Source organism: Mariniflexile sp. HNIBRBA6329, assembly GCF_043558645.1.
GTDB lineage: Bacteria > Bacteroidota > Bacteroidia > Flavobacteriales > Flavobacteriaceae > Mariniflexile.
This window is the reverse complement of the sequence record NZ_JBIFXS010000011.1, coordinates 26,196-39,243: the sequence shown is the minus strand read 5'-3', so window position 1 is coordinate 39,243 and position 13,048 is coordinate 26,196. Positions and strand designations below refer to the sequence as shown.

Here is a 13,048-nt window from a genome sequence, read left to right as displayed (position 1 = left end):
AGTGGTAGTGGAGAATGACCATATTTACTCGTTTAGTTTCCAATTTTAATTGAAATTGCCAATACAAACCAAACAAATGCACTTTAGGTTGCTATTCTTACTTCTTATCTTTTCAGAGAGAAATGAGATCGAAAATTTTTAGCGGCATTGCCTTCCTCATAATAAATCACAAACCAATAATCATTAGCAGGCATTGGTTTTCCATTATAGCGACCATTCCAACCGACATTATTAGGTCTTATTTCTTTTAAAAGTTTACCGTAGCGGTCAAATACTAAAATTTTAGTATTCACATCAGTTAAAGAATTTATATTCCAAGTATCATTTTGACCATCTCCATTAGGTGTGAAAAATTTAGGATAATCAACCACAAAAATTCCTCCTTTAGTTAACGGAGCATTACAACCATCTGGATCACTTACCGTTACGGTATGCTCGCCATAAGAAACATTCTCAAAAACAGGACTTGTTTGAAAAGGACCCGAGTCTAATTGATATAAATAATCTCCTGGCTGAATTGCACTTATGGTAATAACTTGATTCTCTGAAAACGCTTCAGTTACAGTCCATTGAAAATTAATTAAATTATTAGATGGTTTTACCGTGATATCCATTGCAGTTGCACTAGCACATTGACCTGCATCAGGCGTAAACACATAATTAACCGTTCCTAAAACGGTACTATCTACAAAAGAGGGACTCCAAGTACCAGTAATTGCCGGTGAGTTATTCGAGGCTATTGGCAAAATAAAATTTCCAGAATTTTCACAAACAACAGAAGGTATTGCATTAAATACAGGATTAATTACAGGATTAACCGTTATGGTCAAATTTACCAAATTAGCACATTGTCCTGCATTAGGCGTAAAAGTATATGTTGTTGTTTTGGTATTATCGATAGCAGGAGACCAACTACCAGAATAACCATTATCAGACGTTGTTGGCAAAGGTGCCAAAGGATCACCCGAGCAAATAGGCCCTACAGCTGCAAATGTTGGGTTATCTTTAGGGTTTACGGTTATCGTCATAGTCGTACTTAAAGCACACTGATTGGGATTGGGCGTAAAAGTATAAGTTGTTGTTGCTGTATTATTCAAAACTGGCGACCACCCACCTGTAATACCTTCATTGGAAGTGGTAGGTAATGCTGTTAAGGCATCCCCTGAACATATTGGACCTACTTGAGTAAATGTCGGGTCTACTATAGGGTTTACCGTTATAGTCATAGTCGTACTTAAAGCACACTGATTTGGATTGGGCGTAAAAGTATAAGTTGTTGTTGCTGTATTATTCAAAACTGGCGACCATCCACCTGTAACACCTTCATTGGAAGTGGTTGGCAGAGATGCCAAGGTATCCCCTGAACATATTGGACCTACTTGAGCAAATGTCGGGTTTACTATAGGGTTTACTGTTATGGTCATAGTAGCACTTAAAGCACACTGATTTGGATTGGGCGTAAAAGTATATGTTGTTGTTTTGGTATTATTGATAGCAGGAGACCAACTACCAGAATAACCATTATCGGACATTGTTGGCAAGGGCGCCAAAGGATCTCCCGAGCAAATAGGCCCTACAGCCGCAAATGTTGGGTTTACATTAGGGTTTACCGTTATAGTCATAGTCGTACTTAAAGCACACTGATTGGGATCGGGTGTAAAAGTATAAGTTGTTGTTGTTGTATTATTCAAAACTGGCAACCACCCACCTGTAATACCTTCATTGGAAGTGGTAGGTAGTGCTGTTAAGGCATCCCCTGAACATATTGGACCTACTTGATCAAATGTAGGTGTAACATTGTTTGGTATTACCGTTATGGTAACGGTTGTAGGTGTCATAGAAACACATTGTCCTGGATCAGGATTAAATATATACGTTGTAGATCCTAAAGCCGAAGTATTTACAACCGAAGGTGTCCACGTTCCTGTAATAGGCGGTGTATTATTTGAACTTGTTGGCAATATTGGAGGTGTGGCTCCCTGACAAACGGTTGATGGAATCCCGTTAAAAACTGGAGAAGCCAAAGGCAATACCGTTACATTCAAGGTTTGCGCTGTAGCACAGGGAAACAAAATCGGGTCTGGAGTAAACACATAACTACCGCTAGCCGTGTTGCTCACAACTGCGGGCGACCAAGTTCCTGAAATTCCATTTGGTGAGGTAGGCTGTAAAATGGGAGCTGGTGATCCTGTACAAATTGGAGGTATCGCTGGAAAATCGGGGCTTACGGTTGCCGTACCACATGGCACAGTACAGGTAATCGTTTCGGTAGGAGCACAAGGATAGAAAGTATAAGACAAGGTCAGGGTTGCACTTTGCCCTGGCTGCATTCCAAAAACTTGAAGATTAGAGGGCCCTGTTGTTCCCGAAACAGGAGCTCCTCCTTGAATCGTATAAGTATAAGTATATTGATTAATAGGGTTTAAGGGATTATTAGACCAATCAAAAAACACAGAACTATCCTTATCTGCTGGTAAAATTTGGGATGGATCACATCTCAAATTCAAAATTGCTCCCCCAGTATCAGCAACTACATTTACCACTATAGAGGCTCTTGGACTTTCATCTACCCCATCTGTTTGGCTAACATAATAAGTAGTAGAGCCTACTGAAGTCGTTGAAGGTGTTGGAGCAGTAGAAGATGGTGTCCCTCCTGTAGACGCTGTACCATACCAAATTAACGTATGCCCACTTAAGGCCGTTGCCATTAAAGGCGATGCAGAACTACCTTGACACAAATAGATGGGCGATTTTACCACTGGTGCTGGCGGAGCTAGTCTTTTAAAATGAGAAAAGGAAATCAACTCTTCATTTACACGCTCGCTACTATAAATACTACTACTCTTAGCTAGACTACTGCCATACAGATTACTATTTAATAAAAAAAGGATTATATAACTCAGACCGGTTAATGACTTGGCGCTTTTCTTCATAATATAAATTTTTATAATTGAGTAAAAGTGATGAATTACATTACATCAATTATTTAGTAAATATATAAATTAGTTCAGTCTATAAAAAAGTCGATAGACCAAATACATCATTATAACTACAAAAAACATCCATCACTAAATATTTTGTACCTGGAGAGCAAAAATAGAAACTCAAAAAACTCGTACCCATTCCCTTTATGATTTTTTTCAATGACGCTAAAGAATCGTTAAATCCTTAAAAAAGCGCCATCACACCTTGGGCACACTACCCCAACCAGCCTTCTCTATCCAAACTTCTATATTGAATGGCCTCACTAATGTGCGAACCATTTACTTCTTCAACACCTTCTAAATCGGCAATAGTTCTGGAAACTTTCAAAATCCTGTCGTAAGCACGTGCCGATAAATTCAAACGCTCCATAGCGGTTTTTAGGAGTTGTTTAGACCCCTCATCCAACACACAATATTTTCTTATTTGCTTGGTGCTCATTTGGGCATTATAATGCACCGTATCACTTTCTTTAAAACGTTCAGTTTGAATTTCCCTAGCTTTGGTTACCCGTTTTCTAATATCTACCGAGGTTTCGCCTTTTCTGTCCTCTGATAGCTTTTCAAAAGGCACTGGTGTAACTTCTATATGAATATCAATCCTATCCAATAATGGTCCAGAAATTTTACTTAAATACCGTTGCATTTCGGCAGGACTTGAGGTTACGGGCGCATTGGGATCGTTAAAATAACCACCCGGACTTGGGTTCATACTCGCTACCAACATAAAACTACTTGGATAGGTAACGGTAAACTTTGCTCGCGAAATGGTGACTTCTCTATCTTCCAACGGTTGCCGCAAAACCTCCAATACATCGCGCTTAAATTCAGGCAATTCATCTAAAAACAACACACCGTTATGTGATAAGGAAATCTCTCCCGGTTGCGGAAAACTACCTCCACCAACAAGCGCCACATTTGATATCGTATGGTGTGGGCTTCTAAAAGGCCGTTGCGCCATTAACCCTGCATCTTTTACACGTCCTACTACGGAGTGTATTTTGGTAGTTTCCAAAGCTTCATGAAGCGTCATGGGAGGTAAAATGCTTGGTAAACGTTTGGCTAACATGGTTTTTCCTGCTCCGGGTGGACCAATTAAAATAATGTTATGTCCGCCAGCTGCTGCAATTTCCATACAACGCTTGATACCTTCTTGCCCCTTCACATCGGAGAAATCGTGTTCGGGAAAATCTAGGTTTTTCTCGAATTCTTCACGGGTATTTACAATGGTTTGTTCTAAAGGTTCACCTTTATCAAAATAATCAATAACCTGCTTGATATTATCAATACCGTAAACTTCCAAATCGTTAACAATGGCAGCTTCCTTAGCGTTTTCTCTAGGAAGAATAAATCCTTTAAAACCTTCCTGTCGCGCCTTTACAGCAATGGGCAATGCGCCTTTTATGGGTTGTAAAGTGCCATCAAGCGAAAGTTCACCCATAATGATATAGCGTTCTAAATCTTCAGCATTTATTTGATTGGAAGAAGCTAAAATGCCTATGGCCAAAGTCAAATCGTACGCTGAGCCTTCTTTACGTAAATCGGCTGGCGACATATTGATGATTATCTTTTTACCAGGGATTCTGTAACCGTTGTTTTGAAGCGCCGCCGCAATACGGTAGTTGCTTTCCTTTATGGCATTATCGGGCAAACCTACTAAATGGTAACCAATACCTGTATCGGTATTCACTTCTACTGTAACCGTGGTCGCTTCTACCCCAAAAACAGCACTTCCAAAAACTTTTTTAAGCATATGAATTGTTTACTGCCTAAATGTAAGAAATGTATCTTTTAGTAAGAAGATTAGTTTTGAAATAATTCCATAAAAAAAACAGCAACTTTTAAACTGAAATGCTTAAAGTTGCTGTTTCTATGCAGTGAATTTAGATTTTATTTCTCTCCATTCACTTTTTTTCTTTTAAAATTATAAATAGTTTCATCAATGGTAAACCAGCAGAAATAGAAAATACCAATTGAGAATATCACATCGCCAATCATACGCATCCATTTTAAAGTTTGAACCGTTGGTGAATATAATAATTCAGATTCTCTTGCAAAAGAATAGCCTTGAGTGATGGAGGTATAGGCTTGAATAATTCCAATAGGCAGCAAACTGAACACCACCATGGCAACCAAACCAATATTCAAATACCAAAAGGCGCGTTTTAGTTTTTTGCTTTTCCAGGCTCTGTTAGAATAAAAACGTAAACATATTAATATAAAGCCCATCCCCAGCATACCGTAAACGCCAAATAATGCAGTGTGGGCATGTACCGCTGTGGTGTTTAACCCTTGAATATAATACAAGGCTATTGGCGGATTGATTAAGAACCCAAATACTCCGGCGCCAACAAAATTCCAAAAAGCAACAGCGATGAAGAAGAAAATGGGCCATTTGTATTTTTGCATCCATTGTCTGCTTTTTAATAGGTTCCAATTTTCTCTTATTTCGAAGCCCATAAGTGTAAGCGGCACTACTTCCAAAGCACTAAAAGTAGCTCCCAAAGCGATGGCTTGCACGGGGGTTCCTGAATAATATAAATGGTGAAGTGTGCCTATAATACCCCCTGCTAAAAATATAGAAGCAGATGCAATGGAAACACGACCAGCCGTTTTAGTTGATATAATTTTCATTTGAGAAAATATATAAGCAATTACAACGGTGGCAAAAACTTCAAAGAAACCTTCAACCCAAAGGTGCACCAACCACCATCTCCAATAGTTGATAACGGGTAAGCTGCTGTTTTCGCCATACATCAATCCAGAGAAAAAGAACATTCCAATAGCCATTACCGATACCAAAAGTATAATCAATAAGTGTTTTGATGCATCGTTTTTTCGAATGGCATATAGAATATGACGACTTACCATAACTACCCAAAGCACCAGACCAATACCTAGGAATATTTGCCAAAAACGACCTAAATCCATGTATTCATAACCTTGGTGACCAAAAAAGAAATTGGTAGTTAAATCTAAAAATTGGTGAACACCCAACCATTCGCCAAACATGGAACCTAAAACGATAACCAATAAAGCGAAGAACAAAAAGTTGATGCCAAAGCGTTGGTATTTCATTTCCTTGCCAGAAATCATCGGCGCTAAAAACAAACCAGTGGCTAACCAGGTGGCGGCTATCCAAAACACCGCTAACTGAGTATGCCATGTTCTGGTTATTGAATAAGGCAAATATCTAGATAAATCGAAACCGAAAAACGCTTGTCCTTCTACAGTGTAATGAACGGTAGCTGCACCCAAAATAACCTGTAAAGCAATTAACAATGAAATAACGATGAAGTACTTTAAGATGGCTTTTTGACTTGGGAACAACTTCAAGTTTGTTAATGGGTCTGCATCTGGTTTTTCAAGCAACTCCCCTTTTTCATGATTAATTAAATAGTAGTAAGTAAGAATCCCAATAAATAGTAAAAGTAACACAATAGATAAGCCAGACCAGATGATAGAATCGGTTGTAATGGTGTTATCAATTAATGGTTCGTGAGGCCAGTTGGATGTATAGGTGTATTCTTTTCCGGGGCGGTTTGTACTGGCTGCCCAAGAGGTCCAAAAAAGGAATGCATTTAGTTGTTCCAACTTTGCTTCATCAACAAGTGCCCCTTTTGGTATGGCGTATTCTTCTTTTCCTTCAGAAAAAATAGATTTGTAATGTTTGATGTTTTCTTTAATGGCGGCTAATCTGCTTTCAGAAATCGTAATCGATCTGTCTGATTCATTAAAGGTATTCGTTTTAACATCTTTAATTAAACGCGCTTTCAAAACTGCTTTTTGTTCAACATTTAAAAATTCATAATTTGAACTATAATCATTTTGTGCCCAAGTTTCAAGCATAAAAGTAGCTTCTTTGTGAATCCAATCGGCAGTCCAATCGGGTGCCACATAACTGCCGTGTCCCCAAATAGAACCTACTTCCATACCGCCTATCGATTCCCAAACGTTTTGCCCTGTTTGAATATCATCCTTTGTATATAGAACTTCTTTGGTTTCTTTAACAATAACCGTTTCCGGTATGGGAGGTTGTGTTTGGTAAACCTCTGTCCCTATCCAAATTAGCGTAATAAACGATAGCGTTACAACACTAATAAATACAATCCATGTTTTTTTCATTTTTATATGATTTTGTTGATTTTTAAATTTTTACTTGTTCTTTAGAATAATTTAGATTTTGGTTTTCTTAGTCATGTTGTTGTTATTTTATTTAGGTTATTTTTAGTTATTATGTTCACTCAATAGCAAATGTTTTATAAAGGACATTTTTATCTTATTTTAAAACGTATTGCTCTAAAATTTTTCACAAAAATAAACCTAAATTAAATAACGGACAAATTTATCCTATTTAAAATTTCGATAATTTTTTAAGAATCAAATAAGAACAACAACTACCCTCCAATAGTAATCATGCTCCTATTATTGTTATGTAATTTGGGTTCTTGAAGTTTTTTAAGCGTATCCATACCACCTCGCACTTTAAACTTAGCTTGTACTGCTTTTTGAATAATAGGTTCTATGGATTTGCCTTCACGAAGTGTTGTAAGCAAATCAGATTCTGTTGAGGAAAATAAACAGTTTTTTAATTGGCCGTTAGCGGTTAAACGCAATCTGTTACAGGAATCACAAAACGGATTGGTAACAGAACTAATCACAGCAAAACTACCTTTATAACCTGATATTTTATAATTTTTTGAGGTATCGTTTGGCGCATCTTGTAAACGTTGTACGTTTTCTTTGGAGAAAGAGGCATTAACATAAGCCATCACTTCTGCATAAGAAACCATTTTACCCATATCCCATTTATTACCGTCAAAGGGCATAAACTCAATAAAACGAACCGATATAGGCATGCTTTTAGTTAAGTTGATAAAATCGATGATTTCATTTTCATTAAAACCTTTCATCAATACGACATTCACTTTTACATTAAAACCTTCTTTCACTAAAAGCAAAAGGTTTTTATACACGATGTCAAATTGATCACGACGCGTTATGTGTTTGAATTTTTCTCTATCTAAAGAGTCTAAACTAAGATTGATTTTATTGACACCATGCTCTTTTAAAACATCAATAAACTTATCAATAATAACAGCGTTTGAAGTGATTGATAATTCCACAGGAAGTGTAGCCAGTTTTTCTAAAATGATAGGAATATCTTTTCTGATTAAAGGCTCTCCACCAGTCAATCTTATTTTTGTAACCCCATGTTTCACAAAGGTTTTAGCGATGTCGTAGATTTCCTCGTAAGTCATTAAATGGCTTTTAGGTGATAGCTGCACACCTTCTTCGGGCATGCAATACGAACAACGTAAATTACAGCGTTCAATTAATGAAATACGCAAATATGCATGATTTCTGCCGTGTAAATCTTGTAATATGTTTTTGTTTTCGCTCATTTTTTTGTCCTGTTTCATTGTTGAATCGTTGAATCGTGTAATCAGTAAAACGACTTAACGATTCCACGAATAAACACTTTAGTCATGTCTCGCTCCTCTTAAAATACCAAAAATGTGTAAAACCGATGGAAATATGGCATCCATAGATTCACTTGCTCCGTTAGTTGAACCCGGTAACGCCAATACCAACGTGTTTTTTATGGTACCTGCCACACTTCTGGACAACATGGAGTAAGGCGTTCTATCCTGTCCATAACTACGAATGGCCTCTTCAATACCCGGGATGCGCCTATCTAAAAGCGGTGCCAATGCTTCTGGAGTAACATCGCGTGCCGAAAGCCCCGTACCTCCTGTATAAATTATTAAATCCACACCTTGTTCTTGATACTGTTTTGCTTTGTTTTGAATCACTTCCAATGCATCCGGAATTATTTCATAAGCTTCCGTTTGAACACCGCAGATTTTTAGTTTTTCAATAATAGCCTTTCCTGCTTTATCTTCTTTATGTCCTGCCGAAATTGTATCGGAACACACAATAACCGCAGCGGTAATATCGGTTCTAAATCGGTTTTTAAAATCGGACTTCCCTCCTTTTTTGTTCAGCAATTTTATATGATGAATCTCAATACCTTTATCAATAGGTTTCAGCATATCGTACATATTTAGAGCCACAACGCTGGCACCATGCATCGCTTCCACCTCTACCCCTGTTTTATAAATGGTTTTTACAGTAAATAAAACGGTGATTTCCAATCCGTTTATTTCATATGCTACTCCTGTATATTCTATGGGTAATGGATGGCAATCGGGTAAAATATCGGGTGTTCGTTTTACACCTAATAAACCTGCTGCTTTACTCATAGCAAATACATTTCCTTTAGGAACAGTATCGTTTTGAATAGCTTCAATGGTTTCGGGTTTACTCACCTTTACAATAGCTTGTGCTACTGCGGTGCGTAATGTGGTGTTTTTATGTGTGATATCTACCATTTTTTGATTTATTATTGTTTAATTATTATTGATTATTAGAAATCGCGGTTTTTCTTGATGCTATGAAAACAGAAGTTAATTCGCGTGATTCTTTTAACAAACAATCTATTGCTTCTTTAGAAATTAAGTTTTCATCTAAAGCAAATTCCAACCAAAAATTAGACTCGTCTACTTCTTCTATAACAATACTAATTTTTGCAATAAAACTTGGTTTAGATTGCGCAATACATGTAGCTCTGTAATTTGCTGCTACAGAAGTTGAACATCTAATCAGTTGTCCTTTAATATGATTAGCCAAATACGTGTTTGGAAAGGATTGCGTTAATTTAACACAGTTGTGGGCAAACACTTTAGTCCTTATTTTTAATTGCTCTTTCATGGTAGGTTTTAATAATAAATAATCAATAAAAAATAATCAATTGTTAACTTTCCACTGATGTGTATCATCTTCAAAAATCTCCTTTCCAAAAACCGGAACGTGCGCTTTTATTTCTTCTACAATATATTCTAAAGCTTCAAAAACTACTTTTCTTCTAGGTGAAGACACAAACACAAAAAGACAAATTTCGCCTGCTTTCACAATACCTAAACTGTGGTAAATGTGCATGCAAGTGAGTTCAAACTTCTCAAAAGCTGCTTCACGAATCTCGTGAAATTTTTGGTTTGCCATATCTTCATAGGCCGTATATTCTATAGCTGAAACGGTCTTTTCATCAATAACATCGGCTCTAACTTGACCTAAAAATATGTTATGGGCACCAATACTGGTTTTAGTTTGGTGTTTTGCGATGGACTCTCCTATAAATTCTGAAGAAATCGCCCCTTGTTTAAATACGCTTTTTACCTTTTTATCTGTCATGATTTATATTCTTTTGAGACCTACAAGGTTTTTGAAACCTTGTAGGTCAAGTTCATTTATTCTGTTAATCTTGCGAGGTTTTCAAAACCTCGTAAGCATCAATTATTTGTTTAACACCTTCTTTCAAACTATAGCAGTTTTTAATATTTGCTTTATTTAAAATAGAAACCGCTTGCTTACTTCGAATACCTGATTGACAAAAAACCACTTTTTGCTTTTCAGTATCTATTTTATTTATTGAATTTTCAAGTTCACTTAAAGGAATTGAGATGATAGGGATGCTTTCAATTTTTGGAAGTTCATGCAATTCCCGAACATCTATAAACTGCATGTTTTCAAACGTTGAAATGTCTTTGATAGAAATTTCAGAAGTTGTAAAATCACAATTTTCTATTAATTGTTTTTTATGAAAATTACTTTGTTCCTTTAAAACTTTAGCTATTTCCGTTTCAGATTTATTGATCTTTAAAATGGATGTTTGAGAATTTAATGCGTTATAGCAAAGCAATTTTCCGCTTAAAACATTTCCAATACCTAAGATGATTTTCAGCACTTCATTGGCTTGCATACTCCCAATAATTCCTGGTAAAACACCTAAAACACCAATCTCGGTGCAATTAGGAACTGCATCTTTTTTTGGCGGATTTGGAAACAAACATCTATAACTCGGTCCGTTTTTATAATTAAACACAGATACCTGACCTTCAAACTTATAAATAGCAGCAAACACCAAAGGCTTGTTGGTTATGATGCAAGTATCGTTCACCAAATAACGCGTTTCAAAATTATCGGAACCATCCACGATGATATCAAATTGCTTGAATAAAATGATAGCATTTTGATAGGTTAACTTTTCTGGATAGGCTATAATGGATATCTCATCATTCAAATCTTCCAATCGTTTTTTTGCGGCTTCTGCTTTATTTTGCCCTAAACTAGAAGTTCCGAATAATACCTGACGCTGTAAATTGGATACTTCAACCACATCAAAATCTATAACGCCCAAAGTGCCTATACCTGCTGCGGCTAAATATTGCAGCACAGGACACCCCAGTCCGCCAGCACCAACCACTAAAACTTTAGCGTTCAAGAGCTTCTCTTGACCTGTTTGACCAATTTCTGAAAGGATGATATGTCTGGTGTATCTGTTCATTTTATTTAACCTGCAAGGTTCTATTTAACCTGCAAGGTTTAAAAACCTTGTAGGTATAAAAGAGCAAGTCAAACCTACAAGGTTTTTAAACCTTGCAGGATGTTTATCCGCCTGCGAAAGGTGGCAATAATGCGATTTCTTGTCCTGTAGCTCTTGATTCTAACGATACCAATTCTTGGTTTTGAGCAACTTGGAACTCCTTGTTTTTTAATTTGGGGTATTTTGAGTGTAATATTTTTAAAAAATCAGAAACGACATTTCCCGAAAAATCAATGATTTCTTCTTCACATTGTGTTGTTTCTGCTATCATTCCGAAATATTTTACAGTAATTTTCATTTTAAAATATCGTTTAATTGTTCTGGGGTATTGATGTTTTTTGTAAAGCATGCCTCTTCATTATCCAATACCACATTTTTTACTTTACATTGATTGACTGCAAATTGCAATCTTCGTTCACCGGCATTTAAAAGGTCTAAAAAAATATGTTCGCATGTTTTTTTATAAAGTGCTATGAGAGGCATGTTTCTATGTTGGCTTTCAATTTGAATAACCTCTGCTTCATCATCAATGGCTTCTATCAGTTTTTTTAAAATGTCCGTTTTAATCAAAGGAATGTCGCAACTCAACACTAAATTATATGCTGTTGAAGACTGCTTCAATCCCGAATAAATTCCAGCCAACGGACCTGCATTTTCAATAACATCTTCAATACGTTCTAGCCCAAAAATATCGTAATCTTCACTATTGGAAACAATCATTATTCTTGAAACTAAGGGCATCAATACTTCTATACTATGTTGAACGAACGGTTTTCCATCATACAATAAAAACCCCTTATCATTCCCCATACGCGAACTTTTTCCACCAGAAAGAATAATACCTGTTATGTGTTTTTTGTCCATCATTTTATTTGAAAAATAATTTTACGCATGCAATTAAAAGCACAAAAGCTAAGATGTATCGCAAACTTTGATTGTTTATCTTTTTACTTCCAAAATAGCCTCCTAAAACACCTCCAATTAAGGCAACCAATACCAAAACAAAGGTTTCTATTTCTAATTTTACGCCACTACTTAATTGACCTACAAGTCCTGCTGCGGAATTCACCCAAATAAACAAGGCGGAAACTGCTGCAGCTTCTTTCATATTCCCCCAATGAAGCAACAATATTAACGGCGTTAAAATGATACCGCCCCCAATACCAATAAGCCCCGAAAAGAATCCAATTATACCGCCTACCAAAAGCCCTTGCCAAAGCTTCACTTCTTTTATAGATTCACTTTCTTTTCCAAAAACATTCAGCATTTTTAAAATGGCGAACACCAATAAAACGGCTAATAATTTTTTATAGATGGAAGCATCAATTTCTATAGTACCTCCCAAAAACGCCAATGGAATGGATGCTATTGCAAACGATAAAAACAGTTTTTTGTTAAAGTAACCACCTTTATAGTAATAGTAAAATGAAATGCCTGCAACAAATAAATTGAGCACTAAAGCAGTGGGTTTCATGGTTTCGGGCACAAATGAAAACAAAGCCATTAATGCCAAATAACCACTGGCGCCACCATGACCTACGCTTGCGTAAAGGAACGCTACAATGGGGAGCAGTATTAAAAACAGGGCTATACTTTGGGTTTCAAGCATTTTTCTATTGAT

11 protein-coding genes are annotated in these 13,048 nt (G+C 36.5%); all 11 read right to left on the bottom strand.

Annotation, left to right across the window (positions count from 1 at the left end):
• Positions 1–104 precede the first annotated feature (104 nt).
• Positions 105–2,933, bottom strand: coding sequence for a T9SS type B sorting domain-containing protein (locus ACGK9U_RS12195; protein WP_394466657.1), 2,829 nt, complete (start codon positions 2,931–2,933; stop codon positions 105–107).
• 265 nt (positions 2,934–3,198) lie between these two features.
• Positions 3,199–4,734, bottom strand: a complete 1,536-nt coding sequence (locus tag ACGK9U_RS12190; protein ID WP_394466656.1) for a YifB family Mg chelatase-like AAA ATPase — start codon at positions 4,732–4,734, stop codon at positions 3,199–3,201.
• Between the two features lie 137 nt (positions 4,735–4,871).
• The gene (locus tag ACGK9U_RS12185) at positions 4,872–7,106 is read right to left on the bottom strand and encodes a nitric-oxide reductase large subunit (RefSeq protein WP_394466655.1); all 2,235 of its coding nucleotides are present in this window, start codon (positions 7,104–7,106) and stop codon (positions 4,872–4,874) included.
• A 272-nt stretch (positions 7,107–7,378) separates the two neighbouring features.
• On the bottom strand, positions 7,379–8,386 hold the full coding sequence (moaA, locus tag ACGK9U_RS12180) for a GTP 3',8-cyclase MoaA (RefSeq protein ID WP_394466728.1): 1,008 nt from the start codon (positions 8,384–8,386) through the stop codon (positions 7,379–7,381).
• 78 nt (positions 8,387–8,464) lie between these two features.
• Entirely contained in the window at positions 8,465–9,376 is a 912-nt protein-coding gene (moaCB, locus tag ACGK9U_RS12175; RefSeq protein ID WP_394466654.1) for a bifunctional molybdenum cofactor biosynthesis protein MoaC/MoaB, read from the bottom strand.
• A gap of 25 nt (positions 9,377–9,401) precedes the next feature.
• Positions 9,402–9,755, bottom strand: a complete 354-nt coding sequence (locus ACGK9U_RS12170) for a four helix bundle protein (protein WP_394466653.1) — start codon at positions 9,753–9,755, stop codon at positions 9,402–9,404.
• Between the two features lie 36 nt (positions 9,756–9,791).
• Positions 9,792–10,235, bottom strand: a complete 444-nt coding sequence (locus ACGK9U_RS12165; protein WP_394466652.1) for a molybdenum cofactor biosynthesis protein MoaE — start codon at positions 10,233–10,235, stop codon at positions 9,792–9,794.
• Between the two features lie 64 nt (positions 10,236–10,299).
• The gene (gene moeB, locus ACGK9U_RS12160; protein WP_394466651.1) at positions 10,300–11,388 is read right to left on the bottom strand and encodes a molybdopterin-synthase adenylyltransferase MoeB; all 1,089 of its coding nucleotides are present in this window, start codon (positions 11,386–11,388) and stop codon (positions 10,300–10,302) included.
• A gap of 103 nt (positions 11,389–11,491) precedes the next feature.
• On the bottom strand, positions 11,492–11,725 hold the full coding sequence (locus ACGK9U_RS12155) for a MoaD/ThiS family protein (RefSeq protein WP_394466650.1): 234 nt from the start codon (positions 11,723–11,725) through the stop codon (positions 11,492–11,494).
• The gene (locus ACGK9U_RS12150; RefSeq protein ID WP_394466649.1) at positions 11,722–12,294 is read right to left on the bottom strand and encodes a molybdenum cofactor guanylyltransferase; all 573 of its coding nucleotides are present in this window, start codon (positions 12,292–12,294) and stop codon (positions 11,722–11,724) included. Before ACGK9U_RS12150 ends, ACGK9U_RS12155 begins: the two co-directional genes overlap by 4 nt.
• Before the next feature lies 1 nt (position 12,295).
• Entirely contained in the window at positions 12,296–13,036 is a 741-nt protein-coding gene (locus ACGK9U_RS12145; RefSeq protein ID WP_394466648.1) for a sulfite exporter TauE/SafE family protein, read from the bottom strand.
• Between the last annotated feature and the right edge of the window lie 12 nt (positions 13,037–13,048).

Coding starts and splice junctions, on each gene's coding strand:
- ACGK9U_RS12190 (WP_394466656.1), bottom strand. CDS start 4,734: ATGCTTAAAAAAGTTTTTGGAAGTGCTGTTTTTGGGGTAGAAGCGACC.
- ACGK9U_RS12185 (WP_394466655.1), bottom strand. CDS start 7,106: ATGAAAAAAACATGGATTGTATTTATTAGTGTTGTAACGCTATCGTTT.
- ACGK9U_RS12170 (WP_394466653.1), bottom strand. CDS start 9,755: ATGAAAGAGCAATTAAAAATAAGGACTAAAGTGTTTGCCCACAACTGT.
- ACGK9U_RS12165 (WP_394466652.1), bottom strand. CDS start 10,235: ATGACAGATAAAAAGGTAAAAAGCGTATTTAAACAAGGGGCGATTTCT.
- moaCB (WP_394466654.1), bottom strand. CDS start 9,376: ATGGTAGATATCACACATAAAAACACCACATTACGCACCGCAGTAGCA.
- ACGK9U_RS12155 (WP_394466650.1), bottom strand. CDS start 11,725: ATGAAAATTACTGTAAAATATTTCGGAATGATAGCAGAAACAACACAA.
- ACGK9U_RS12145 (WP_394466648.1), bottom strand. CDS start 13,036: ATGCTTGAAACCCAAAGTATAGCCCTGTTTTTAATACTGCTCCCCATT.
- moaA (WP_394466728.1), bottom strand. CDS start 8,386: ATGAGCGAAAACAAAAACATATTACAAGATTTACACGGCAGAAATCAT.
- ACGK9U_RS12195 (WP_394466657.1), bottom strand. CDS start 2,933: ATGAAGAAAAGCGCCAAGTCATTAACCGGTCTGAGTTATATAATCCTT.
- ACGK9U_RS12150 (WP_394466649.1), bottom strand. CDS start 12,294: ATGATGGACAAAAAACACATAACAGGTATTATTCTTTCTGGTGGAAAA.
- moeB (WP_394466651.1), bottom strand. CDS start 11,388: ATGAACAGATACACCAGACATATCATCCTTTCAGAAATTGGTCAAACA.